This is a genomic window from Roseicella aerolata (assembly GCF_020523605.1).
Taxonomy (GTDB): Bacteria; Pseudomonadota; Alphaproteobacteria; order Acetobacterales; family Acetobacteraceae; genus Paracraurococcus; species Paracraurococcus aerolatus.
Genome location: NZ_JAJAQI010000048.1, coordinates 14,982 through 37,642 on the forward strand (window position 1 = coordinate 14,982; position 22,661 = coordinate 37,642).

General features: G+C 71.6%; 21 protein-coding genes and 1 riboswitch. Of the genes, 9 read left to right on the plus strand and 12 right to left on the minus strand.

Features of this window, described 5'->3' with window-relative positions; genetic code table 11:
* Positions 1-105: 105 nt before the first annotated feature.
* Both aspS and LHA35_RS23140 read left to right on the plus strand, forming a co-directional pair.
* On the plus strand, positions 106-1,899 hold the full coding sequence (gene aspS, locus LHA35_RS23135; protein WP_226612700.1) for an aspartate--tRNA ligase: 1,794 nt from the start codon (positions 106-108) through the stop codon (positions 1,897-1,899).
* A gap of 168 nt (positions 1,900-2,067) precedes the next feature.
* Complete coding sequence (locus LHA35_RS23140; protein WP_226612704.1) at positions 2,068-2,916, plus strand: EipB family protein; 849 nt, start codon at positions 2,068-2,070, stop codon at positions 2,914-2,916.
* A 60-nt stretch (positions 2,917-2,976) separates the two neighbouring features.
* On the opposite strand, the gene LHA35_RS23145 is transcribed toward LHA35_RS23140, so the two are convergent.
* Positions 2,977-4,569 (minus strand): ABC transporter substrate-binding protein, encoded by a 1,593-nt coding sequence (locus LHA35_RS23145; protein WP_226612710.1) that lies wholly within the window; start codon positions 4,567-4,569, stop codon positions 2,977-2,979.
* A 77-nt stretch (positions 4,570-4,646) separates the two neighbouring features.
* A riboswitch (TPP riboswitch) is annotated at positions 4,647-4,754 on the minus strand.
* A gap of 148 nt (positions 4,755-4,902) precedes the next feature.
* Between LHA35_RS23145 and LHA35_RS23150 the strand changes: the two genes are divergently transcribed.
* Both LHA35_RS23150 and LHA35_RS23155 read left to right on the plus strand, forming a co-directional pair.
* Positions 4,903-5,784 (plus strand): TauD/TfdA dioxygenase family protein, encoded by an 882-nt coding sequence (locus LHA35_RS23150; RefSeq protein ID WP_226612718.1) that lies wholly within the window; start codon positions 4,903-4,905, stop codon positions 5,782-5,784.
* A gap of 155 nt (positions 5,785-5,939) precedes the next feature.
* Positions 5,940-7,472 (plus strand): UxaA family hydrolase, encoded by a 1,533-nt coding sequence (locus LHA35_RS23155; RefSeq protein WP_226612722.1) that lies wholly within the window; start codon positions 5,940-5,942, stop codon positions 7,470-7,472.
* Between the two features lie 30 nt (positions 7,473-7,502).
* On the opposite strand, the gene LHA35_RS23160 is transcribed toward LHA35_RS23155, so the two are convergent.
* From LHA35_RS23160 to LHA35_RS23185, 6 genes are all read right to left on the minus strand, one after another.
* The gene (locus LHA35_RS23160; RefSeq protein WP_226612727.1) at positions 7,503-7,820 is read right to left on the minus strand and encodes a monooxygenase; all 318 of its coding nucleotides are present in this window, start codon (positions 7,818-7,820) and stop codon (positions 7,503-7,505) included.
* A gap of 114 nt (positions 7,821-7,934) precedes the next feature.
* Positions 7,935-8,756, minus strand: a complete 822-nt coding sequence (locus LHA35_RS23165) for a complement resistance protein TraT (RefSeq protein WP_226612731.1) — start codon at positions 8,754-8,756, stop codon at positions 7,935-7,937.
* A 139-nt stretch (positions 8,757-8,895) separates the two neighbouring features.
* The gene (locus LHA35_RS23170) at positions 8,896-9,744 is read right to left on the minus strand and encodes a fumarylacetoacetate hydrolase family protein (RefSeq protein ID WP_226612732.1); all 849 of its coding nucleotides are present in this window, start codon (positions 9,742-9,744) and stop codon (positions 8,896-8,898) included.
* 73 nt (positions 9,745-9,817) lie between these two features.
* Positions 9,818-10,567 carry an SDR family oxidoreductase gene (locus tag LHA35_RS23175; protein WP_226612735.1) on the minus strand — a complete coding sequence of 250 codons (750 nt, stop codon included), beginning with the start codon at positions 10,565-10,567 and terminating at the stop codon, positions 9,818-9,820.
* 540 nt (positions 10,568-11,107) lie between these two features.
* Positions 11,108-11,356, minus strand: coding sequence for a hypothetical protein (locus tag LHA35_RS23180; RefSeq protein ID WP_226612736.1), 249 nt, complete (start codon positions 11,354-11,356; stop codon positions 11,108-11,110).
* 129 nt (positions 11,357-11,485) lie between these two features.
* Positions 11,486-13,276, minus strand: coding sequence for an IlvD/Edd family dehydratase (locus LHA35_RS23185; protein ID WP_226612739.1), 1,791 nt, complete (start codon positions 13,274-13,276; stop codon positions 11,486-11,488).
* 189 nt (positions 13,277-13,465) lie between these two features.
* Here LHA35_RS23185 and LHA35_RS23190 point away from each other — a divergent pair, with 189 nt between their 5' ends.
* Positions 13,466-14,500 (plus strand): alpha/beta hydrolase family protein, encoded by a 1,035-nt coding sequence (locus LHA35_RS23190; protein ID WP_226612741.1) that lies wholly within the window; start codon positions 13,466-13,468, stop codon positions 14,498-14,500.
* Between the two features lie 7 nt (positions 14,501-14,507).
* On the opposite strand, the gene LHA35_RS23195 is transcribed toward LHA35_RS23190, so the two are convergent.
* Both LHA35_RS23195 and LHA35_RS23200 read right to left on the minus strand, forming a co-directional pair.
* Positions 14,508-14,840 (minus strand): hypothetical protein, encoded by a 333-nt coding sequence (locus LHA35_RS23195; RefSeq protein WP_226612744.1) that lies wholly within the window; start codon positions 14,838-14,840, stop codon positions 14,508-14,510.
* 162 nt (positions 14,841-15,002) lie between these two features.
* The gene (locus LHA35_RS23200; protein ID WP_226612749.1) at positions 15,003-15,998 is read right to left on the minus strand and encodes an alpha/beta hydrolase; all 996 of its coding nucleotides are present in this window, start codon (positions 15,996-15,998) and stop codon (positions 15,003-15,005) included.
* Positions 15,999-16,496: 498 nt separating this feature from the next.
* On the opposite strand from LHA35_RS23200, the gene LHA35_RS23205 reads away from it, so the two are divergent.
* Positions 16,497-17,981: an MATE family efflux transporter gene (locus tag LHA35_RS23205; RefSeq protein WP_226612752.1), complete on the plus strand. Its 1,485-nt coding sequence runs from the start codon at positions 16,497-16,499 to the stop codon at positions 17,979-17,981.
* A gap of 458 nt (positions 17,982-18,439) precedes the next feature.
* Here LHA35_RS23205 and LHA35_RS23210 read toward each other — a convergent pair whose 3' ends face one another.
* Entirely contained in the window at positions 18,440-19,447 is a 1,008-nt protein-coding gene (locus tag LHA35_RS23210) for a C-terminal binding protein (RefSeq protein ID WP_226612755.1), read from the minus strand.
* A 75-nt stretch (positions 19,448-19,522) separates the two neighbouring features.
* A complete protein-coding gene (locus LHA35_RS23215; protein ID WP_226612757.1) occupies positions 19,523-19,792 on the minus strand; it encodes a hypothetical protein in 270 nt (89 codons plus the stop codon).
* A 96-nt stretch (positions 19,793-19,888) separates the two neighbouring features.
* Between LHA35_RS23215 and LHA35_RS23220 the strand changes: the two genes are divergently transcribed.
* From LHA35_RS23220 to LHA35_RS23230, 3 genes are all read left to right on the plus strand, one after another.
* Positions 19,889-20,029, plus strand: coding sequence for a hypothetical protein (locus LHA35_RS23220; RefSeq protein ID WP_226612759.1), 141 nt, complete (start codon positions 19,889-19,891; stop codon positions 20,027-20,029).
* Between the two features lie 656 nt (positions 20,030-20,685).
* Positions 20,686-21,015: a hypothetical protein gene (locus LHA35_RS23225; protein WP_226612761.1), complete on the plus strand. Its 330-nt coding sequence runs from the start codon at positions 20,686-20,688 to the stop codon at positions 21,013-21,015.
* The gene (locus tag LHA35_RS23230; protein WP_226612764.1) at positions 21,008-22,111 is read left to right on the plus strand and encodes an ImmA/IrrE family metallo-endopeptidase; all 1,104 of its coding nucleotides are present in this window, start codon (positions 21,008-21,010) and stop codon (positions 22,109-22,111) included. The genes LHA35_RS23225 and LHA35_RS23230 overlap by 8 nt, the downstream gene beginning before the upstream one ends.
* Positions 22,112-22,129: 18 nt before the next feature.
* Here the strand turns inward: LHA35_RS23230 and LHA35_RS23235 are convergent, their stop codons facing one another.
* Positions 22,130-22,594, minus strand: coding sequence for an alpha-glutamyl/putrescinyl thymine pyrophosphorylase clade 3 protein (locus LHA35_RS23235; RefSeq protein WP_226612773.1), 465 nt, complete (start codon positions 22,592-22,594; stop codon positions 22,130-22,132).
* Between the last annotated feature and the right edge of the window lie 67 nt (positions 22,595-22,661).

The following is a 22,661-nucleotide window of genomic DNA, read 5'->3' on the forward strand; positions in this document are numbered from 1 at the left end:
CCGGGGGAGCCGCCGGGAAAGCCGTGCAGGATGCTCCGCGGCTTGACAGGAGGGGGCCCGGGCGCCTCTTACCCGCCACTTCCAGCAAGGCCAGGTCATCGCCCCATGCACGCCTACCGCACCCATACCTGTGGCGCCCTTCGCGCCTCCGACGCCGGCAGCACCGTGCGGCTCTCCGGCTGGGTGCACCGGAAGCGGGACCATGGCGGGCTGCTCTTCCTCGACCTGCGGGACCATCACGGCCTGACCCAGTGCGTGATCGCCCAGGGGGCGGCGGTCTTCGAGGCGGCGGACCGGCTGCGGCCCGAGAGCGTCATCACCGTGACCGGCGAGGTGGTGCCCCGGGAGCCCGGCACCATCAACCCGAAGCTGCCGACCGGCGAGGTCGAGCTGCGGGTGCGCGAGCTGGTCCTGCAATCGGCGGCCGAGGTCCTGCCCTTCCAGGTCGCGGGTGAGCAGGAGGCGCCCGAGGAGATGCGGCTGCGCTACCGCTTCCTCGACCTGCGGCGGGAGCGGCTGCAGCGCAACATGATCCTGCGCGCGCAGATCATCCAGGACATCCGGGAGCGGATGATCGGGGCTGGCTTCAACGAGTTCCAGACGCCGATCCTGACCGTGAGCAGCCCGGAGGGCGCGCGGGACTTCCTGGTGCCGGCCCGCCTGCATCCCGGCAAGTTCTACGCCCTGCCGCAGGCGCCGCAGCAATACAAGCAGCTGACCATGGTGGCGGGCTTCGACCGCTACTTCCAGATCGCCCCCTGCTTCCGCGACGAGGCCGGCCGCGCCGACCGGACGCTGATGTTCTACCAGCTCGATGTCGAGATGAGCTTCGTCACGCAGGAGGACGTCTTCACCACGATGGAGCCGGTGCTCCGCGGCACCTTCGAGCGCTTCGCCGAGGGCCGCCACGTGGATGCCGGCCCCTGGATCCGCATCCCCTATGCCCAGGCGATGCTGGACTACGGGACGGACAAGCCGGACCTGCGCAACCCCCTCGTCATCCGCGACGTCACCGAGCAGTTCGCCGGCTCGGGCTTCGGCCTCTTCGCCAGGATCGCCGCCTCGGGCGGCGTGGTGCGCGCCATCCCGGCCCCGGGCGCCGCGGCCAACCCGCGCTCCTTTTTCGACAAGATGAACGAATGGGCGCGCGAGCAGGGCGCCGGCGGGCTCGGCTACATCACCTTCGACGCGGACGGCGCCAAGGGGCCGATCGCCCGCAATCTGGAGGCCGACCGGGCCGAGGCGATCCGCGCGGCCTGCGGCCTGAAGGCGGGCGATGCGGTCTTCTTCGCCGCGGGCAAGGAGGCCGAGGCGGCGAAGCTCGCCGGCCAGGCGCGACTCAAGCTCGGCCACGATCTCGGCCTCGCCTCCAGGGAAGGCTTCCGCTTCTGCTGGATCACCGACTTCCCGTTCTACGAGTTGAACGAGGAGACGGGCCAGGTGGACTTCAGCCACAACCCCTTCTCCATGCCGCAGGGGGAGATGGAGGCGCTGGAGACCAAGGACCCGCTGACCATCCCGGCCTTCCAGTACGACGTGGTCTGCAATGGCTACGAGATGGCCTCGGGCGCCATCCGCAACCACAAGGCGGAGATCATGGTGAAGGCCTTCGGCATCGCCGGCTACCCGCCCGAGGCGGTGGAGGAGCGCTTCGGCGGCATGCTGAACGCCTTCCGCTACGGCGCCCCGCCCCACGGCGGCATGGCCGCCGGCATCGACCGCATCGTCATGCTGCTGGCGGAGGAGCCGAACCTGCGCGAGGTGAACCTCTTTCCCATGAACCAGCAGGGCGAGGAGCTGATGATGGGATCGCCCTCCGTGGTGGAGGAGGCACGGCTGAAGGAACTGCACATCCGGACCGTGCTGCCGCCAGCCAAGGGCGCCGCCAAGGCCTCCTGAGCCGCAGCGCGGATCGCCGTTCCCGCCCAGAGGCCGATCCGTGGCGGGTCATGGAATGCAGGGCCGCTTCGCGCCTCCGGGCGGGCGGCGGACCGGCCGCGGAACTTTGCTGGACGGAATTCCGCCCCGGGCGTTTGCGCGGGCAGGCGCCTGCCCTAGATGCAGCCGATGGATCGAAAGGCCCCCACCATGCCGCTGCGCCGCCATCTCCTCGCCGTCCTGGCCGCCGCCGGCCTTGCCGGCGCGCTGCCGGTCCCCGCGCGGGCCGCCGAGCCAGGGGCGGAAGCAATGGTCGGCCACCGCGCCGCCTATCGCCTCGCCCTCGACCGGGTGCGGGACAATTCCGATATCGCCCGGGCCGAGGGCGTGATGCTGTACGAGGTGGTGGATGCCTGCGATGGCTGGGCCACCCGCCAGCGCTTCCAGCTCCGCCTGACCGACCGCGATGGCCAGGAGGTGGAGACCACATCGGACTACTCGACCTTCGAGACCAAGGACGGCAAGCGGCTCCGCTTCACCCTGACCCAGACCAGCCAGGGCGCCGTCTCCCAGCGCGTGGGCGGCGAGGCGGAGGTCACGCCCGAGGGCGGCAGGGTGACCTATACCGAGCCGGAGGCGAAGGAAGAGGCGCTGCCCAAGGGCACGCTCCTGCCCATGCTGCACACCATCCGCAGCCTGGCGGCCGCCCGGGGCGGGACGCGCATGCTGCTGGTGCCGCTCTTCGACGGCACCAGCCCGGACGGGGCGCAGGACACCACCACCGTGATCTCCGCCTGGTCGCCGCCGCAGCCGAACAGCCGCTTCTCGGCATTGGCCAGCCTGGGCAGCGCCCGCATGCGCGTGGCGTTCTTCGACCGCGATCCCGGCGGCAGCGGCGGCGGGGCCAGCGCCCCGGATTACGAGGTGGGGCTGCGCTATTTCGAGAATGGCGTCGCCGACGAGCTGAAGATGGATTTCGGCGAGTTCAGCGTGGACGGGACGCTGCAGGAACTGGTGGTCCTGCCGAACCCGTGCTGACCGGGCCCGGGCGCCGGCCCTGATGCAGCGGCCCCGGCTGCGACCGGGGCCCTTCGCGTTTCAGGCGCGCCTGAGGTTCCACAGGAAGGGGTTCGGCCCCTGCAGCACGCCCGAGAGATCCCCACGGAAGGCCGTGCGCAGGCGGAACAGGCCGGTCGGGGCGAAGGGCACGCTCTCCCAGGCCGCTTCCTGCAGCGCCGCCATGGCCGTGGCTTGCGCCGACTCGTCCCCCGCATTGATCCAGGCCTCGACCTGCGCCTCGCTTGCCGCATCGGTCGGCCAGCCGAACCAGGCGCGCTCGCCATGGCCGCGGATGATCGGGCTGACGGCGGGGTTGGCGATGGCGGCGGCAGGGAAATTGGTGTTGTGCAGGCTCCAGCCGCCCTGCGCCGGCGGGGCCTTGTTGGCGCGGCGGGCGATGGTCGTCGCCCAGTCGCTCTCGATGAGGTCGATATTGACCCCGAGGCGGCGCATCAGGTCGGCCGAGACGCGGCCCTGCTGGGTGACGGCCGGGAAGTCGCTGGGATTCACCAGCACGACCGGCTCGCCACGGTAGCCGGCCTCCTGCAGCGCGGCGCGGGCCCGGGCCATCGCCGCCTCGCCCCGCGGGGCCGGCGGGAATTCCTTCACCCCCGGCAGGCCGCAGGGGAAGACCGCATGGCATTCCTGCCAGTCGCCCGGCAGGGCGACGGCCGCCATGTAATCGGACTGCACCAGCACGTCGCGGATCGCCCGCCGCACCCGGACATCGTTGAAGGGGGCGTGCAGGTGGTTGAAGCGCAGGAAGCCGAGGAAGCCGTTCGGGTCATAGACCTGGGTGCGGATGGCCCGGTCGCGGGCCAGTACCGGCACCAGGTCGGGCAGCGGGTATTCGATCCAATCGATCTCGCCGGTCTGCAGCGCCGCCGCCGCCGTGCCGCCATCCGGGATCCAGACCAGTTCCAGCCTCTCGAAATGCACCCGCTTGCCGCCCGAGGCCGCCTCGGCCGGCTCCTCGCGCGGCAGATAGGCCTCGTTCCGGGCATAGGCGGCGCGGCTGCCCTGCACGAACTCCCCGGGCAGGAAGCGCCAGGGGCCGCTGCCGATCATCCCCTCCAGGCCGATCGGGCGGTCGGCGGGCGTCTGCGCGATGCGGGCCGGCATGATGAAGGCGGGGCTGGAGGCGGGCTTGGCCAGCGCGTCCAGCAGCGCCGGGAAGGGACGGTGCAGCCGGATGACCAGCACCCGGTCCTCCGGCGCGCCCCATTCCGCCACGCTGCGCGCCAGCACCTGGCCGAAGCTGTCCCGGACGGCCCAGCGCTGGAGGGAGGCGATGCAGTCCGTGGCGCGAACCGGCTCGCCGTCATGGAAGCGGAGCCCCTCCCGCAGCCGGATGGTCCAGGTCAGCCCATCGGGGGAGACGCTGTGCCCCTCCGCCATCTGCGGCCGGGGCCGGAGCTTCGAGTCGCAGCCATAGAGCGTGTCGAAGACGCAGTAGCCATGCGTCGTCACGATGGTGGTGGGGTTGACGATCGGGTCCAGCACCGCGAGCGCCGCCTGCGGCATGAAGCGCAGGGTGCGGGCCCGGGCCCCATCCCGTCCCCCCTGGGCCAAGGCGGGCCCGGCGAGCGCGGGTGCCAGCGCGGCGGCGGCCAGCAGCGAGCGGCGGTGCATTCTTCCTTCCTCCCCCGTTCATCCTCCGGCTTCGGCGAGGGGGAGGGAGGGCGAGCAAGGACCGCGCCTCGGCAGGGCCGCGATCCGCGCACCTTCCCTACGCCGGTCCGAACCGGGTCAGGTTCCAGGGGTCGCGGGCCCGTTCCCGCCTCTCAGCCCCGCATGGGGCTCCCCCAGGTGTCGGGGGCTAAGTGGCGGCAAAGCGCGGCAAGGGCAAGGGTGCCCCCTGGCGCAGGGCGCGCGACCCGGGCATGCTCCGCGCCGGCGCCCGCCCGGCGCCCAAGGCAATGCCCGTCACCCGGCCCGCGCAGCCCCTCTTTCGGAGAGACCGCGATGAGCGCTGGCCTCCTGCTTGAACCCGCTTCGCGCATCGAGGCGCGCCCGCTCGGCGCCACCTTCGGCGCGGAGCTGACCGGCTTCCGCATCGCCGGCGACGTGCCGGAGGCGGAGGTCGCCGCCTTCCGCGACGCGCTGCACCGCCATGGCGTGCTGCTGCTCCGCGGTATGCCGAACGACCCGGGCGCGCAGGTCGCCTTCAGCCGGCGGCTGGGGCCGCTGGAGCGGCATTCCTCCACCACGCATACGCATCCCGCGCATCCCGAGATCTTCTGCGTCGGCAATGTCGAGGAGCCGGGGGGGCTGCGCGCGCATTTCGCCTCCGGCGTCGAGCAGTGGCATGCCGACAGCAGCTTCCGCGCCGTCCCGAGTGCCGCTTCGCTCTTCTACGGCGCGATCTGCCCGCCCGAGGGCGGCGAGACCTGGTTCCTCGACGCCGCGACGGCCTATGAGGAACTGCCCGACGCCATGAAGGCGCGGATCGAGGGGCTTCGGGGCGTGCACGACCTCTGGACCCTTTCGGAATGGAACCGCCGGCACACGCCGGGCCGGCCGCCGCTGCCGGAGGAGACGCGGCGGCTCTTGCCGCCCATGCCGCAGCCGCTGGTGCGGAGGCATCCGGTGACCGGCCGCCGCTCGCTCTTCCTCTGCCCGGCCGTCATCAGCCATGTCGAGGGCCTGTCGGCCGAGGAGAGCCGGGCGCTGATCGAGGCGCTGATGGCGCATGCGGCGCAGGAGCGCTACCTCTACCGCCATCGCTGGCGGGAGGGCGACCTGGTGGCCTGGGACAACCTAGCCACGCTGCACACCGCGACGCTCTTCGACCACACCCGCTACAGGCGGCTGATGTTCCGGACGACGGTGGCCGGCGCGGCCTGACCCGCGGAGGCGGCGCCCCGCCCGGCAGCGGCCGCGGTGGAGGGCCGAGCGGCCCGCAGGCCCGACTCTGCCCGTAAGGCAAGGACCTGTGGTGCGCCGCAGTCCCAACCGGGCTGCGACGCGCTATAGGATGCGCGCCGAGAGGGAGATACTCCATGGATGCCGTCACCCAGCCGCCCGTGATCCGCCTGAACCCCGAGGACGGCGTCGTCATCGCCCGCCAGGTGCTGCCGCCGGGCACGCCGGTGGGCGCCGGCATCGCCGCCGCCGCCCGCATCCCGGCCGGCCACAAGATCGCGGTGCGCAGGCATGCGAAGGGCGAGCCGGTGCGGCGCTACGGCCAGATCATCGGCTTCGCGACGGAGGAGATCCTGCCGGGACAGTGGGTGCACAGCCACAACCTGGGCATGGGCGACTTCTCCCGCGACTACGCCTTCGGCGTGGATGCCCGCCCGACCGAGCCGGTGCCGGTGCCCGCCACCTTCCAGGGCATCCTCCGCGCCGATGGGCGCGTGGCTACGCGCAACTACATCGGCATCATCACCTCGGTGAACTGCTCGGCGCATGTGGCGGAGCTGATCGCGCTCGCTTTCCGCCGCAACCCGCTGACCGGGGAGGACCCGCTGGCGCCCTGGCCGAATGTGGACGGCGTGGTGGCGCTGACCCACAAGACCGGCTGCGGCATGACCCAGGGCGAGCCGCTGACGCTGCTCCGCCGCACCCTCGGCGGCTTCGCGCGGCACGCCAACTTCTCGCATGTCATCGCCATCGGCCTCGGCTGCGAGGTGAACCAGATCGGCGGGCTGCTGGATGAGCAGCGCCTGTCGGGGCGGCTGCGCAACATGGACATCCAGGAGATGGGCGGCACGCGGAAGACCGTCGAGGCCGGCATCGCCTTCGTGCGCGAGGTGCTGGAGGAGGCCAACAAGGTCACGCGCCAGACGGTGCCGGCGAGCGAGCTCTGCGTCGCCCTGCAATGCGGCGGCTCGGACGGCTATTCCGGCATCACCGCCAACCCGGCGCTCGGCGCGGCCAGCGATCTGGTGGTGCGGCATGGCGGCACGGTGATCCTGAGCGAGTCGCCGGAGACCTACGGCGCCGAGCACCTGCTGACCCGCCGCGCCGTCTCCGCCGAGGTCGGGCAGAAGCTGGTCGATGTGATGAAGTGGTGGGAGGACTACACCGCGCGCGAAGGCGCCGAGATGGACGCCAACCCGTCCCCCGGCAACAAGCTCGGCGGGCTCACGACGATCCTGGAGAAGTCGCTCGGCGCCATGGCCAAGGCGGGCTCCACCAACCTCGTGGATGTCGTGCGCTATGCGGAGCCGGTGACGGCCAAGGGCTTCGTCTTCATGGACACGCCGGGCTACGACCCGGTGGGCGCCACGGGCCAGGTCGCGGGCGGGGCCAACCTGCTCTGCTTCACCACCGGCCGCGGCAGCGTCTTCGGCTGCAAGCCGACGCCCTCCATCAAGCTGGCGACCAACACGCCGATGTACCAGCGGATGGAGGACGACATGGATGTCAATTGCGGCCCCATCCTGACCGGCGAGGAGAGCGTGCAGCAGGTGGGCGAGCGCATCTTCCAGCTCATGCTGGCGACCGCCAGCGGCCAGCGGACGAAGAGCGAGCAATTCGACTGCGGCGCGGCGGAATTCGCGCCCTGGGTCCTTGGGGCAACGATGTAGGGCAGGGCCGGCCGGCGCGCCGCCCGGGCGTCAGCCCGGGATCGGCGCCCGGTCGATGCGCGAGAGCGGCGCGTTGATCTCGCGGTAGGTCGCCTCGATCCCCGTGATGCCCAGGCGGCCGAGCCGTTCCGCATGCATGCGGTGATAGGCCTCGGCCGCTGCCCGGTTCTCGAACAGATAGACCCCGCCGGCGCGGCCCTCCGCCCTGCTTTCCGTCCAGATCTTCCAGAGCAGGCCGGGCTCCTCGGCGATGCTCCCGGCCAGCGCGCGCAGCGCCGCTTCCTGCTCCGGCCCGCCGGGCGGACGGGCCGGGAAGTCGAAGATCAACAGGATGGGTGCTTGCGCCATGCCGTCACTCCTGCAGCGGATTGCGTTCAGAACCGGATGCCAACCCGCTGTAGGTCTTTCCGTACAGCGGGCGGCTTCACGTTCCCGGGCGTCCACGCCCCTCCGCTCTCTGCCCTATTCGAACAGGTTGCTGAGCGTGCCGGCCAGGCGCTGGACCAGCACCGGCACCGCTTCCTCGAACTGCAGATTCACCTTTTCCGCATAGGCGATGGAGCGGAGCTGGTACTGCTTAAAATCGGCGCGTTCGAAGACATCCTGCGAGCGGACGCGGGCATTGGTCGTCCCGCTGGAGAAGGCGGCGCCGGAGAAGCGGCTGTTGGGGCCCGCCGCGGTGGTGACCGAGGAATTGCCCTGCGCGGCAACGGTCGTGGTGCGCTGGTTGACCACCGCGCCGCGGCGCGGGCGTTCGGAGAGCTGGATGTCCGTGACCACGGCGTAGGTCACGTTCCTGACGAGCTGGTTGGCGAGATAGGCGCCCGCGGCCACCCCGAGGCCCACGCCCAGCGCCGCATTGCTGCCGCCGCCGAAAGCGGAGGTGAGACCGCCGACGGCGGCACCGGCCAGCAGCGGCTCGCCATATTTCGCGGAGAGCAGGGCGCCGCGATCCTGCTCCTTCACCGGGCCGACCTGCAGGACATTGGCCCGCAGCATGAAATGCGCCTGGTTCGGGTCATCGACCACGCGGTAGCCGCGGGCCGAGATCGCTTGCATGAGCGGCGCGCGGAAATCCACCTCCGGCCGATCGGAGGTGTTGCGGACGCTGACATAGACGGTCTTCATGTTCGACGGCGCGGGGTCGAGGAAGACCGACTCGCTCATCTGCGTCTGCACGTTGAGCGTGCTGTTGTTGATGACGGCATCGGCGGCCTGGCAGCCGCCGAGGGCCAGGGCCCCGGCCAGGAGGACGGCCGCGGCGCGGGGAGCGGAATTCCGCATGACGATCTGGTGCCCTGTGGGGTGCCGAAGCCCGGATGCGGGGCAGGTGGCCGGCACCCCCTCGCGCCCCGTCCCCATCGCCGGTCGTAACAAACCGGGTCCGGATGGTCAAACCAGGGCGCAAGAAGCGGCGGCCGATCTACTCCTTGTAGGCGATGGTCCGCTGCGTCTGCTCGCCCAGCCCCTCGATGCCGAGCTTCATGGTCTGGCCCGCCTTGAGGAAGACCGGCGGCTTCATGCCGAGGCCGACGCCGGGCGGCGTGCCGGTGAAGATCACGTCGCCCGGGTGCAGCGTGATCATGTGCGAGACATAGGAGACGATCTCCTTCACGCCGAAGATCATCGTGCGGGTGGAGCCGTTCTGCATCCGCTTGCCGTCCACCTCGAGGAACATCGAGAGGTTCTGCGGATCCGGCACCTCGTCCTTCGTCACCAGCCAGGGGCCGACGGGTCCGAAGGTGTCGCAGCCCTTGCCCTTGTCCCAGCTGCCGCCGCGCTCGATCTGCCACTCCCGCTCGGACACGTCATTGCCGACGGCATAGCCCGCGACATGCTCCAGCGCCTGGTCCTCCGACACGCATTTGGCCCTGGTCCCGATGATGATGCAGAGCTCGACCTCCCAATCGGTCTTCACGCTGTTCTTCGGGATGATGACGTCATCGTTCGGGCCGCAGAGGGCGCCGAGCGACTTCAGGAAGACGATCGGCTCCTTCGGCACCGGCGCGCCGGTCTCGGCCGCGTGGTCGGCATAGTTCAGGCCGATGCAGACCAGGTTCTTCATGCCGGCGGTCGGCGGGCCGATGCGCGGATTGCCGCCGACGGCCGGCAGCGAGGCGGGATCGAGCGCAGCGAGCTTGGCCAGACCCGCGGGCGAGAGGGTCTCGCCGGCAATGTCGGGCACCACGCCCGAGAGGTCGCGGATGGTGCCCGAGGCGTCGAGCAGACCGGGTTTCTCCTGGCCGGCAGGGCCGTAGCGAAGCAGCTTCATGGATCGGTCTCCTGGAATGGGAAACCGCCGATGCAGGTAGGGTTGGTGTGGCGGCTACCTGCGTCGGCGGCAACTAAAGCGTCCAGCCGCCGTCGATGACGATGGCCTGGCCGGTGACGAAAGTGCTCTCGGGCGCGGAGAGATAGAGGACGAGCGCCGCGATCTCCTCGGCCGTTGCCAGCCTGCCCATGGCCTGGCGCGCGACGAAGGCGCCCCGCGCCGCTTCCAGCCCGCCGGCCGCCGCGGCATTGGCGGCGATGCGGTCGCCGAGGCTCGGCGTGTCCACCGTGCCGGGGCAGACGGCGTTGCAGCGGATGCCCCGGGTCACGTAGTCGGTGGCCACCGACTTGGTCAGTCCGATCACCGCGGCCTTGGTGGTGCCATAGACGAAGCGGTTCGGCGCGCCCTTCACGCTGGAACAGGCGGAGGCCATGTTGACGATCGCCCCGCCACCCTTGCCCAGCATCCCCGGCAGCGCCGCGCGGATGGTCTGCCACATCGCCCGGACATTCAGCCCGAAGGCGAAATCCCACTCGGCATCCGTGCAGGTCTCGACGGTGTTCTGGTGGACGAAGCCGGCGCAGTTGAACAGCACGTCGAGCGGCCCGGCCGCGGCAATGGCGGCGGCAACGGCGGCATCGTCCAGCACGTCCAGCGCCCGGGTCTCGATCCCCGCCGCTTCCAGCCCCGCGAGCTTGCCGGCATCCCGGTCGGTGGCGAGGACGCTGGCGCCCTCGGCGGCATAGGCGAGGGCGGTGGCGCGCCCGATGCCCTGGCCTGCCGCCGTCACGAAGCATCTCCTGCCCTGCAGCCTGCCGGTCATGAGCCCGTCCCCGCCCTGAGATTCGGGCGCCATCATCACGGCGGCGTCCGGCTCGTCAATGGGCGGTCAGGCGGCGATGCGCCCCGGCATGGCCGGGACGGCATCGGCCAGATGCCGGAAGCGGTGCCGGTGCAGCCCGCGGGCCGGCGCGGGCGATGCCGGCGGCAGCGTGATGAATGACCGGCCCGGCTGGGCAACGGGATGCAGGAACCCGCAGGCCGGCCATGCCGGCGTGTCCCCATGCCGGCGTGTCCCCGCAGCACGGGGCATCCGCCATATCCGAGGCGCCGCCGATGGCAATCCGGCAGGGCGTGGCGCGACCGCGCGGGCGCCGGCACGTGCGGGCGCCCGTCGCCGGGGCGGCCGCCCCCTGCCGAACGCATCGGCACATCGCGCCCGTTGCGGGGGAAGGCGCCGAGGACCGGGCGGCCGTGGCGCGGGCGCCGGCTGCTGGCCGGTGCGCCGGGGGCGAAGATGGCAACGCCGCGACCCCGGTGGGATCGCGGCGTGCCGGACTACCGGGAGAGGTGGGGTGGCCGGTCAGCGCCCCTCATTGGCGAGCGCGAAGCGACGCCCGGGGATCGCCTGTGGGGCGGTGACGACCGGCCTTTCCTTCACCGCCCGTTCCTGCGCCACCTGCGGGCGGGCCGGCGATGGGATGAAGGCGCGCTGGTTCTGCTGCATGGTCCGGGCCGCCGCGGAATCCTCGGGCGCGGGGGCCTGGGCGGAGGCGGGCGCCGCAGCCAGGCCCAGCAACAGGGCAGCGGCGGCAAGCGGGATGCGCGACATGCTCATCGACCTCATGGATGGGGCGGCCCGATAGCCGCCCCGCTTGAGTGGAGAATTGGTGATTTCCCCGCTCGATGCCAATCCGAAGTGCCGATGGGCGCCATTCGCCCCGTTGATCGCCGGCAACCGTCAGTGGTTGTGCCGGCTCTCGCCCCTTGTCTCCAGGATATTGAGGTACATCGTCGCCGGCTCCAGGCAGCCGCCGGTGCCGAGCTGGCCGACCATGCTGCGGGCGATCTCCTCCCAGGGCGTCTTGTTGACCAGCTTCGGCGGCTGCCAGGCCGCGCGCCGCGCCGCCAGCTCGGCCTCCGGGATCAGCACATCCACCTTCCGCGTGTTCAGGTCGATGCGGATCGGGTCGCCCGACTTCAGCAGGGCGAGGCCGCCGCCCACCGCCGCCTCCGGCGAGACGTTGAGGATGGAGGGGCTGCCGGAGGTACCGCTCTGCCGCCCGTCGCCCATGGTGGGCAGGGTGTCCATGCCGGCCTTGATCAGCGCGGCGGGGGGCTGCATGTTCACCACCTCCGCGCTGCCGGGATAGCCGACCGGGCCGCAATTGCGGATGACGAGGACGGTGCGCTCATCGATGCCGAGCGAGGGGTCCTCGATCCGGTCGTGATAGTCCTCCGGCCCCTCGAAGACGACGACCTTGCCCTCGAAGACTCCGGGCGGCTCGCTCAGGAAGCGGCGGCGGAAGGTCTCGTCGATGACCGACACCTTCATCACCGCGTTGTCGAAGATGTTGCCCGAGAGGATGGCGAAGCCGGCATGCGCCTTCATCGGGGCGCCATAGGCGCGGATCACCTCGCGGTCCGGCTCCTCCAGCCTCTCCAGATTGGCGGCGAGCGGCTTGCCGGTGACCGTCATCACCCCGCCATGCAGCTTGCCCGCAGCCAGCAGCTCCTTCATCACCGCCGGCACGCCGCCGGCGCGGTGGAAGGCCTCGCCCAGGAAGCGGCCGGCCGGCTGGCAGTCCACCAGCAGGGGGATGTCGTGACCGATGCGGTCCCAGTCCTCGATTTTCAGCTCCACGCCCATGTGCCGGGCGATGGCGATGATGTGCGGCGGGCAGTTGGTGGAGGCGCCGATGCCACTGGCGGTGACGATCGCGTTCTCGAAGGCCTGGCGCGTCATGATGTCCGACGGGCGCAGGTTCTCGTGCACCATCTCCACGATCCGCCTGCCGGTCGCATAGGCCATCTGCCCGCGCTCCCGGTACGGCCCCGGGATGGCGGCGCAGCCGGGGAGGGACATGCCCAGCGCCTCGGCCAGGCTGTTCATGGACAGCGCCGTGCCCATGGTGTTGCAGTGGCCGACGCTGGTCGCGCTGGACGCCACCAGCTCCATGAAGCGCTCATAGTCGATCTCGCCGGCGGCCAGCTGCTTGCGCGCCGCCCAGACGATGGTGCCGGAGCCGGTGAGCTGGCCACGATAGTGCCCGTCCAGCATCGGCCCGCCGGAGAGGACGATGGCCGGGATGTTCACGGTGGCCGCGCCCATCAGGCAGGCGGGCGTGGTCTTGTCGCAGCCCGTGGTCAGCACCACGCCGTCCAGCGGGTAGCCGTGCAGCACCTCGACCAGCGAGAGATAGGCGAGGTTGCGGTCGAGCGCCGCGGTCGGCCGCTTGCCCGTCTCCTGGATCGGGTGGATCGGGAATTCCAGCGGGATGCCGCCGGCGGCGATGATGCCGTCCTTCACCCGCCGCGCCAGGTCCAGATGGTGGCGGTTGCAGGGGGCGAGGTCGGAGCCGGTCTGGGCGATGCCGATGATCGGCTTGCCCGATTGCAACTCCCCGCGCGTCATGCCGAAATTCAGGTAGCGCTCGGTATAGAGCGCGGTCATGCCCGGGTCTTCTGGATCATCGAACCAGCGCTGGCTGCGCAGCTTGAAACTCTTCCTGGTCTGGTCGGAACCGGCCATGGCGCTCACTCCCCTGGAGCAGGTCGCCCGGAGGCGCGACCCTGCCCTGCAATCAATGTCCTGCGGCGCATGGCGCTGGGACAGGAACGCCACCCGCCGCAGGGGCCGCAAGCTTGTGCCCTCCAGTTGGGGTGTCAACGCCGCGCGCGCAGGTTACCGTCCACGGAATGAGGATTCGGGACCTCCCGCATGCTGCGCCACCGGCTGCTCGCCGCCCTGCTCGCCGCCGTCCCCGCGCCCGCCGCGCCCGCGCGGACGCCGGAGGAGCCGGCGATCGCGCTCCGCGCCATGGGCAGCTTCCATGTCGGCGGGCGGGAGGCGGTGGTGGCCGGCAGGCCGGTGCGGGAGGTGGTGCTGGTCCCCGGCGGCGTGTCCGCCCGCATCGACCCCAACGGCACCTATCAGGTCGAGGCGATGTACGTGCAGTACCACCTGCCCGCCGAACAGCGCGGGGCGGTGCCGCTGCTGATGTGGCATGGCGGCGGCCTGACAGGCGTGACCTGGGAGAGCACGCCGGACGGGCGGGAGGGCTGGCAGCAGTATTTCCTGCGGCGCGGCTGGGCCACCTATGTGAGCGATGCGGTGGAGCGCGGCCGCGCCGGCTGGGCGATGGTCCCGGAGATCTTCCAGGGCGAGCCGATCTTCCTGACCAAGGAGGGGCCCTGGGAGCGCTTCCGGATCGGCGCCGGCCCCGGCAGCTACCGCACCCGCACGGCGCTGCCCGGCAGCCAGTTCCCGGTCGAGGCCTATGACGATTTCATGCGCCAGGTGGTCCCGCGCTGGACCACCACGGATGCGGCGCAACTCGCGGCCTACCGGGACCTGCTGCGGCGCGTCGGGTCCGCGGTGGTGCTGGCGCACAGCCAGGGCGGCCTCTTTGCCTTCCGGGCCGCCCAGACCGAGCCAGGGACGGTGCGTGCCCTGGTGCTGATCGAGCCTTCCGGCTTCGGCGAGGCGACGCCCGAGGCGCTGGCCGCGCTGCGGGACATCCCGGTGCTGGCGCTCTATGGCGACCATATCGACCAGAACGCCCGCTGGCCCACCATCCGCCAGCGGGGCCTCGACTTCTACGCCAGGCTGCGGGAGGCGGGCGGCAGCGTGGAGGTGGTCTCGCTGCCCGAGCGGGGCATCTTCGGCAACAGCCACATGATGATGGACCGCAACAACCGGGCCGTGGCGCAGGTGGTGCAGGACTGGCTGGCGGCGCGCGGCCTCTGGCGGTAGCCGGGCCCTACGGGAAGACCAGGTCGGTCAGGTTGCAGGTGTTCACCCGCCGGCGCTCATTGGCCTGGCCATTGGCATAGACCACCCGGATGTCGTTGACGCACTGCCCGGCCGGCAGGCGGATGGTGTAGCTGCCCCCCGAGGCCAGGGTGCGGTCGCCGAGCCGGTCAGGCCCCCAGCTATTGGTGTTCGAGGAGGAGACGTAGATCTCGTTGACGGTGGCCGCGCTGTTGTTGGTAAGCCGGAAGGAGGGGTCGTTGCTCTGGGCCGAGGCGACACGGCCGCCCAGCAGCATGACCGCGACGGCGGCGAAGGAAACCAGGTGACGCGGCGTGGCCATGCGGGCGCTTCCCTTGCTCAGGCGGCCGGTCCGGACCGCCGCACAGGCTGATTGTCGCCCCGCATGATGCTTCTGGTCGGATAAGGAGTGGTGAAGACCCGAGTGGGTTGCGCGGCCTCCGGCGCCGGCCCCACTCCCGGACCGGTGCCGCCGCGCCCCGGCTCAGCCGATCGCTTCCTCCAGGAAGACCTGCACCGCCTGGAACAGGGCGCCGCGGTTGCGTTCCATGACGATGGTATGGGTCCCTTCCGCCAGCATCACCAGGCGTTTGCCGGGGGAGTTGGTCAGCAGCGGGAAGAGCGTGGTCGCCATGAAGGGTGGCGTGTCGCGGTCCCATTCGGCGACCACCAGCAGCACCGGGGCGCGGATCTTCGCCGGATCATAGAAGGGCTCCTTCCCCGGCGCCCAGTACTCCGCCAGGTCCTGCAGCACCCCGTTCGGGGCGCGCAGGGCCGGCGGGTTCTGCCGCATGCCCTCCGGGTCGGTCGCCCAGGTGACGCCGGACCAGTGCTCGAACCAGCCCGGCGGGATCAGCGTCGCCGCCTTCTCCGGCGGCACGCCGTTCAGCCAGCGCTGCCGCGCCGCCGCCTGGGTGACGGTGCGATAGGCCCCGAGCGGCCCGCCGCCCGCCCCGATCGGCGGCGGCCCCTGCAATGTCCAGAGCGGCGCGAAGAGCACCACGCGTTCCACCAGGGTCGGGTTGTCCGCGGCGTAGCGGCCCATGAGCGAGGTGCCCCAGGACCAGCCCATGACGACGATCCGCGGCAGGCCGTGCCGGGCGCGGATGAAGTCGGCGACCGCGGCGATGTCGGCGACCGCCGTCTCGCCGCGCACGATGGGCGGGCTCTCGGCGGCCGGCCGCGCCATCTCGGGCGGGCGCGTGCTGCGGCCATAGCCCCGCAGGTCCATGCACCAGACATCGAAGCCGCGCCCGGCGATGTAGTCCATCCAGGACAGGCCGCCCAGCGGCAGGTCGAAGGCGGTATGCGCCGGATAGGTCGCGCCATGGACGAAGAGCAGCGTGCGGTCCGGCCGCGCCGCGCCGGCATTCTCCGGCCGCTTGTTGCGCACGAACAGCTCGATCCCGGCATCCCTCGCCGGGACCATGAATTCCTCGGTGGCGAGTTGCGGCGCCTGCGCCCGGGCGGCGACGGGCATGGCAGTGGCCGCGAGGGCGGCCGGTGGGGTCGCAAGCAGCGCGCGGCGATGCATGGCGTCTCTCCGGATCTGTGGCTTTCCGGCACCCTAGAGCAGACCGCGGGAGGGCGTGAACGCCCGGGAGCGAGACTCTGCTCGAAAAACAAGGAGCTACAGCGGATAGGCGTCCAGATATGAACGCAACCCGCCATAGGGCGGGCCGCCGGAGGGCGTGAACGACCCGGGGCGTGACGTTGCCCGAAGAACCAGGAGCAGCGGCGGTCTGGCGTTCAGTTCTGAACGCCAGACCGCCGTGGCGCGGATCGCGGTGGCGCCGCTGAACGCCCCCCCCGGGGCAGGACCCCGCCTGCCGGGCGATCGCCTGCCGCGGAGGGGCACGGATGCCCGGCGGCGCAACCCGACCGGTGGGCAGAGGCCGGGGCGGCTGCCTTACCGGTCCGGCCGCCTGCGCGAGAGCGTCACGGGACGCCCTGCCCATGCCGCGCTACAGGGCGGCGCATGGTTGCCACCACACGGACGGGTCAGGGCGGCGCCTGGGGGGCGGAGGCGCGCGCGACGCTCGCCCTCGCCTGGCCGCTCGCCCTCACCAATCTCAGCCAGCACGCGCTGGCCCTGACCGATGCGATCATCCTGGGCTGGTTCTCGACCGAGGCGCTGGCGGCGGCGACGCTTGGCGCCAATCTCTACTGGGCGGTGATGGCGGCGCCCCTCGGCACCGCCCTGGCGGCGACGCCGATCCTGGCGCAGGCGCGTGGCGCCGGGCGGCTGGCCGGGGGCGAGGGGCGCGGCTGGGTGCGGCAGATGCGGCGCGGGGCGCAGAGCGCGCTCTGGGCCTCGCTCGCCATGCTGCTGCCCGCCATGCTCCTGCTCTGGTTCGCCGAGGCGGTGCTGCTGGCGCTGGGGCAGGAGCCCGGCCTCGCCGCGCTGGCGGGCGCCTATGTCCGCTGCCTCATGTGGGGGCTGCTGCCCTTCTGCGCCTTCGTCGTGCTGCGCGGCTTCCTAGCCGCCATGGAGCGGCCGGCGCCCGCCCTCTGGATCGCGGTCGGGGCCATCGGCGTGAATGCCGCGCTCGACTGGCTGCTGGTCTTCGGCGCGGGCGACTGGCCGGGGCTCGGCGTGGTCGGGGCCGGCATCGCCAGTTCCCTCGCCAACACGCTCATGGTGCTGGGGCTGCTGGCGCTCATCGCGCGGGACCGCGTGCTCGGGCGGTTCCGGCTGCTGGGGCGCATGGAATTCGGGGCGGGCCGATCCGGGGCTCCGCGCCCTGCGGCGCCCCGGCCGGCGGACCGTCTCCGGCCGGACTGGAGCAAGCTGCGGGAGGTGATGCGGATCGGCCTGCCGATCAGCGGCACCATGCTGCTGGAGATCGGCGTCTTCAGCGCCGCCGCCATCGCCATGGGCTGGTTCGGCGCCATCGCCATCGCGGCGCATGCCATCGCGCTGCAGGTGGCGGCGACAACCTTCATGGTGCCGATGGGCATCGCCCAGGCGGCGACCGCCCGCGTCGGGCTCTTCGCCGGGGCGGGGGAGGGGCCGGCTGCGGCGCGCGCGGGCTGGGTCGCGGTCGCGCTGGGGGCCGGCTTCATGGCGGCGATGGCGCTGCTGCTGGTCTCCTCCGCCGGGCCGGTTGCCTGGGCCTTCCTGGACGCGGCCGACCCCCGGGCGGCGGAGGCGGCGGCGCTCGGCGCCGTGCTGCTGACCATCGCCGGGCTGTTCCAGCTGGCGGATGGCGTGCAGGCGGTGGCGGCGGGGGCGCTGCGCGGGCTGAAGGACACGCGGGTGCCGATGCTGCTGGCCGCGCTCGGCTATTGGGGGCTCGGGATGCCGATCGGGCTCTCCCTGGCCGAGGCGGCGGGGCTCGGGCCGACGGGTCTCTGGATCGGGCTGGCCGTCGGCATCGGCGCTGTTGCCCTGCTCATGCTGCGGCGCTGGTGGCGCCTGTCCCGGGCCGCACCCGGGATGGGCGGCGCGCCGCGGGGCTGAACAGAAACCGGCGCCGCCAAGCTGAAGGCCGCGCCCGGTTTTCCTCCCCCGCGGGTCGGTCCTGCCGGCGGCAAAGGGATGCCGGGCTCATGACGTCCCGCGGCGCCAAGGCCCGGAAGGCCGCCGGCCTGGTTCATGACATGCGCCAGGTAAACCCAACCGCATCAGAACCCTGCGGGCGCTTTCGTCGCAAGCTCAGGCGTGACGCCGGTCCGCCGCGCAACGAACACGGGGGCCTGCCACCTACAGCGGATTGCGTTCAAGACTGAACGCCAATCCATCGTAGGCCGTTGTCTGTAGAGCAGATTCACGCTGCGGGGCGTTCACGCCCCTCCGCGATCCGCTCTACAGTGGATCGCGTTCAGAACTGAACGCTCATCCGCTGGTGCTCCTTGTTTTCCGAGCAGAGTCACGCCTCCGGTCGTTCACGGCCTCCGGCGATCCGCTCTGGAGGTTCATTAGTCGCTTTCCGGCAGGATCACATTGGTCCGCCGTCCCTCGACCAGCACGTCGCGCATCGTCTCGATCCCCTTCAGCCGGATGTCGTCCCAGGCTTCCGGCGTGTGGAAGGCGATGTGCGGGGTGATGACCAGGCGGCCGCGCAGCCAGTCCTCCTGCGCGCGGTAGGCGCGCAGGAGGTTGGGGATCGGATCCTTCGGCGGCTCCTCCGGGATCACGTCCAGCCCCGCGCCGGCGATGTGGCCGTCCCGCAGGCAGCGCTCCAGCGCATCGATGTCGAGGATCGGCCCGCGCGCCGTGTTCACCACCACGGCGTTGCGCGGCAATTGCCGCAGCTCCTTCTCCCCGATCAGGCCGCGCGTGCCGCGGGTCAGCGGGCAGTGGATGGACAGCACGTCGGACTGCGCCAGCAGCTCCTCCATGGTCCGGGCGCGCTGGATGCCGAGCGCGCGATCCCAGCCATTCGGCTGGTTCGGGTCGTAGAACACCACCCGGTAGCCGAGCGCCTTGGCGCGCAGCGCCGCGGCGCTGCCGATGCGGCCGAGGCCAAGGATGCCGAAACCCTGCACCTCCTGCCGCCGGTGCAGGGGGGAGGGCATGACGGCCCAGGGCGCCGGGTCCGGCCCGCGCTGGGTGTCGTGGTAGAGGATCAGGCCACGGCGCAGGGACAGCGCGAGCAGGACCGCGAATTCCGCCACTTCCTGCGTGCCGTAATCCGGCACGTTGCACACCGTGATGCCGCGCGCGGCGCAGGCGGCGCGATCGACGCGGTCATAGCCGACGCCCATGCGCACCACGACCTTGAGCTTCGGGAAGCGCGCGATCTGCTCGGCCGGCACCGGCATGCGCAGCGTCATCAGCCCGTCCACCTCGGCCAGCAGTTCGTCCGGCAGCTCGGCCAGGCTCGCCCGCGCATTGCCCTGCAGGATGCGGACGCCGGGGCCCAGGATCTGCTGCTCGAGCCCGGTGTCGGGATACAGGCCCTCGGGCTCCAATACGGTCAGCACGCTCGTTTCCTCCACGCCATGCGCGCCGGAGGGTAGGGGTGGGGGCGAATTCCGGAAAGCCCCCACCACCGCGCGTCAGAACAGTGCCGAGGGCGCGACGGTGCTGCCGGAGCCGCCCTTGACCTTCAGCGGCTGGACCATGAGCGCGAATTCCGCCTGGCCGCGCCGCGCCAGCTCATCGAGCTTCATATTCTCCAGCAGGTGGACGCCGTTGATCACCAGCGCGATCTGATGCACCGGCAGGGAGGCCTGCGGCATGGTCTTGGAGGGCGCGCATTCCACCGGCCAGTTGTCGGCGCCCATCAGGATCGGGTTGCGCTGGATGACGTATTCCGCAGCCGCCACGCCGCCGGCGCGTGCTGCGACTCCAAAGCGGGAACGAGCCGGCTTCCGCCTGCCGGGTGACTGCCGCATGATCGGGCCGGCAGCAGGAGACCGGGCATGGCCGAGCGGCGTTACCTCATCACCGGCGCGGCGAGCGGCATCGGCGCCGCCTGTTGCCGGCTGCTGGCTGGCCCCGGCACCGCCATCGCCCTGCACACCCGGATTATGTTCGGCAAAGGTGTTCACGGGCTAGATTGAGGGGTGGCGCTCCGCCGCCCACGCTTCCCACAGGAACCCCCCGTTTCCCACAGAGGGGGTCCGCTGCGCCGACCTATATGAGAGGTCGCTTGCGGACCCCCTCTGTGGAAAACGGGTCCCCCCTATGGAAAGCATGGACGGCGCCCCACGGTCGCGTTCCCCGCTTGCGCAGATCCTAGCTGGAGGCTCGCTCGATCTGCTCTCGCGCGCCCGCCAGGTGTCGATGACGCCGCGGCAGAGCAGGCATTGGCTGCCCGCGGCCAACGTCGTCACCCGGCCCGCGGCGCGGCGCACGGCAGTCCCGGGCCGCGCGGGTCGACCCGGATGCCCATGTCGGTCACCGGGATGGAGTAGACGTAGGCAAGCCGATTCAGGAGCGCGCGCCCCTCGTGGCTGTCGGTGCAGCTGAAGACGGTGTCGCACGCCTTCAGCGCGTCCCGCGAGTCCTCAGGCCCCGGGTCCAGGCGCGGATGGCGAGGACCTCCGCATGCGGTCTGGTGCCGCCATGCACGCGGCGCCCGTCTCTCGGCGCAGGCTGGAGCGGTGTGGTGGCCGTCGCCTGTGGCGGGACGCCAGCCGTGAAGGATGCCGCTGGCGCGGAATCCGCCTTCAGGCTAGAGTCGTCGTGCCGCACGGAGCTGCCGAGACCGCCGCGCTTGGATTTCGCCTACCAGACCGCCCGCATCAAGGACATCTGCGAGAGGCGCGCCCGCGCCGTCGCGGAGCTTGGCGAACCGGCCGCGCTCGAGCTGGAGCGCCGCCTCGCGGACATCGACGCCTGCGACAATGCCGCCGACTTCGCGGCGCTGTGCGGAAGCGAACTGCTCGTGCTCTCCGGGCATCGTTGGGCCTTGCCCCTCGCGGAGGGTGTCCGGATGGAGCTGGTTGCCGGACACGTGAAGGCGCGCCTGGCCGCGACGGATGCAACGGACTGGGGCAAGGTGACAAAGTTTCGAATCGACGAGATCGGAGGGACGGATGACTGAGGGAGCCTTCGAACCCGACTGGTTCTCGCGCCCCGGCGAGACCGTCAGCTCCCTGATGTCCCGCCGTGGCCTGTCCGCGATGGATCTGGCGGAGCGCCTCGGATGCGGCCGCGAGAAGGTTCGTGGCCTCCTGACCGGCCTGACGGCCATCGATGACGACTTGGCGAACGGCCTGGCGGAAGCGGTGGGCGGAACGCCCGCCTTCTGGCGCAAGCGGCAGGCGACCTACGAGCGGTGCCTGGCGAGGGCCGCGGACTCGGTGCCCGCCGAGACGGCCAGCCACTGGCTGATGCAGATCCCGCTGTCCGGCATGGCGTCGAGTGGCTGGATCGAGCGGCCGCCCGGGCGACCGCAGGCCCTCCGGTCATGCCTCGCCTACTTCGGCGTGACCGGCCCGGACGAGTGGCGCCGCCGCTACGCCGAGGTGGCGGCCGACGTGGCGTTCCGGACGTCGCCGACCTTCGAATCCAGCCTCGGCCCGCTGTCCGCGTGGCTGCGGCAGGCCGAGATTGAGGCGTCCATGATGTCCTGCGCGACGTGGGATCGGGACGCGCTGGAGGCCAGCCTCGGGCGCCTCCGCAAGCTGACGCTCCTGCGCGAGCCCTCCAAGTTCCTGCCCAGGCTCCGGTCCATCTGTGCCGAGGCGGGCGTCGCGGTCGTCGTCCTGCGCGCGCCCCAGGGATGCCGCGCCAGCGGGGCGACCCGCTTCGTGTCGCCGGACCGGGCAATGGTCGTGCTCAGCTTCCGGCACCTGTCGGAGGACCACTTCTGGTTCACCTTCTTCCACGAGGTCGGGCACCTGCTGCTGCACGGGCGGTCAGCCACGTTCGTCGACGTCGAGGCGGCCGCGACCGACGAGAGGGAGCGCGAGGCCAACGCCTTCGCGGCCACGACGCTGATCCCGGCAGCCCGCCAGGGGGAGATGGCCACGCTCGGCGCGCGCAGCCAGCGCGTGCTGCGCTTCGCCGCGTCGGTCGGCATCTCTCCCGGCATCGTGGTCGGGCAGATGCAGCACCAGGCGCTGCTCGGCCCGGCCAACCTGAACTTCCTGAAGCGCCGCTACGCCTGGGAGGACATCGACGCCGCGCTGGCCTGACTGCGGCCGCCCGGCCCGTCAGCCCTTGAAGTGGACGAAGCGGGTCGGGCTCTTCTGCCAGTTGCAGAGGGAGTCCTCCATGACCTGCATGCCGACCCGGAGGTCGCCGTCCAGATCGACCAGGAGGTCTTCCAGCTGGGATTCCCGCAGCGGCGCCTCGGGGTGGCCGCCGAACAGCAGCCGCGCGCCGCGCAGCGGTCCCGTGGCGCCCTTGAGGTAGGCCCGGCCCGGCGCGATCGGGGCCAGCCCCAGGCGCCCGAGCAGGCACAGGAAGTCGAACTTCCCGAGCCGCCCGAAGCGGGCCACGGCCATCCGCCCGTAGAAGTGCTCGAAGATGGAGCCGGGGTCGTTGCCGCCCTCGCGGACGAGTTCGGCGAAGCGCCGGGCGTGCGAGCGCGTGGGGCTGATCCAGGCCACGTAGGACTCGATGGCTGTGATTCGGCGTGGAATAGGGACCCCCTTGGAGGGGTGATCGGCGTCCAAAAGGGACCCCTCTGAGGAGGGGTTCAGGCTGGCTTCCGGGATGGGCGGGAGCCATGGACGGGATGCT

Excerpts from the sequence above, each read along its gene's own strand:
- aspS (WP_226612700.1), top strand. The coding sequence starts at position 106 with ATGCACGCCTACCGCACCCATACCTGTGGCGCCCTTCGCGCCTCCGAC.
- LHA35_RS23140 (WP_226612704.1), top strand. The coding sequence starts at position 2,068 with ATGGATCGAAAGGCCCCCACCATGCCGCTGCGCCGCCATCTCCTCGCC.
- LHA35_RS23145 (WP_226612710.1), bottom strand. The coding sequence starts at position 4,569 with ATGCACCGCCGCTCGCTGCTGGCCGCCGCCGCGCTGGCACCCGCGCTC.
- LHA35_RS23150 (WP_226612718.1), top strand. The coding sequence starts at position 4,903 with ATGAGCGCTGGCCTCCTGCTTGAACCCGCTTCGCGCATCGAGGCGCGC.
- LHA35_RS23155 (WP_226612722.1), top strand. The coding sequence starts at position 5,940 with ATGGATGCCGTCACCCAGCCGCCCGTGATCCGCCTGAACCCCGAGGAC.
- LHA35_RS23160 (WP_226612727.1), bottom strand. The coding sequence starts at position 7,820 with ATGGCGCAAGCACCCATCCTGTTGATCTTCGACTTCCCGGCCCGTCCG.
- LHA35_RS23165 (WP_226612731.1), bottom strand. The coding sequence starts at position 8,756 with ATGCGGAATTCCGCTCCCCGCGCCGCGGCCGTCCTCCTGGCCGGGGCC.
- LHA35_RS23170 (WP_226612732.1), bottom strand. The coding sequence starts at position 9,744 with ATGAAGCTGCTTCGCTACGGCCCTGCCGGCCAGGAGAAACCCGGTCTG.
- LHA35_RS23175 (WP_226612735.1), bottom strand. The coding sequence starts at position 10,567 with ATGACCGGCAGGCTGCAGGGCAGGAGATGCTTCGTGACGGCGGCAGGC.
- LHA35_RS23180 (WP_226612736.1), bottom strand. The coding sequence starts at position 11,356 with ATGTCGCGCATCCCGCTTGCCGCCGCTGCCCTGTTGCTGGGCCTGGCT.
- LHA35_RS23185 (WP_226612739.1), bottom strand. The coding sequence starts at position 13,276 with ATGGCCGGTTCCGACCAGACCAGGAAGAGTTTCAAGCTGCGCAGCCAG.
- LHA35_RS23190 (WP_226612741.1), top strand. The coding sequence starts at position 13,466 with ATGCTGCGCCACCGGCTGCTCGCCGCCCTGCTCGCCGCCGTCCCCGCG.
- LHA35_RS23195 (WP_226612744.1), bottom strand. The coding sequence starts at position 14,840 with ATGGCCACGCCGCGTCACCTGGTTTCCTTCGCCGCCGTCGCGGTCATG.
- LHA35_RS23200 (WP_226612749.1), bottom strand. The coding sequence starts at position 15,998 with ATGCCCGTCGCCGCCCGGGCGCAGGCGCCGCAACTCGCCACCGAGGAA.
- LHA35_RS23205 (WP_226612752.1), top strand. The coding sequence starts at position 16,497 with ATGGTTGCCACCACACGGACGGGTCAGGGCGGCGCCTGGGGGGCGGAG.
- LHA35_RS23220 (WP_226612759.1), top strand. The coding sequence starts at position 19,889 with ATGGCCGAGCGGCGTTACCTCATCACCGGCGCGGCGAGCGGCATCGGC.
- LHA35_RS23230 (WP_226612764.1), top strand. The coding sequence starts at position 21,008 with ATGACTGAGGGAGCCTTCGAACCCGACTGGTTCTCGCGCCCCGGCGAG.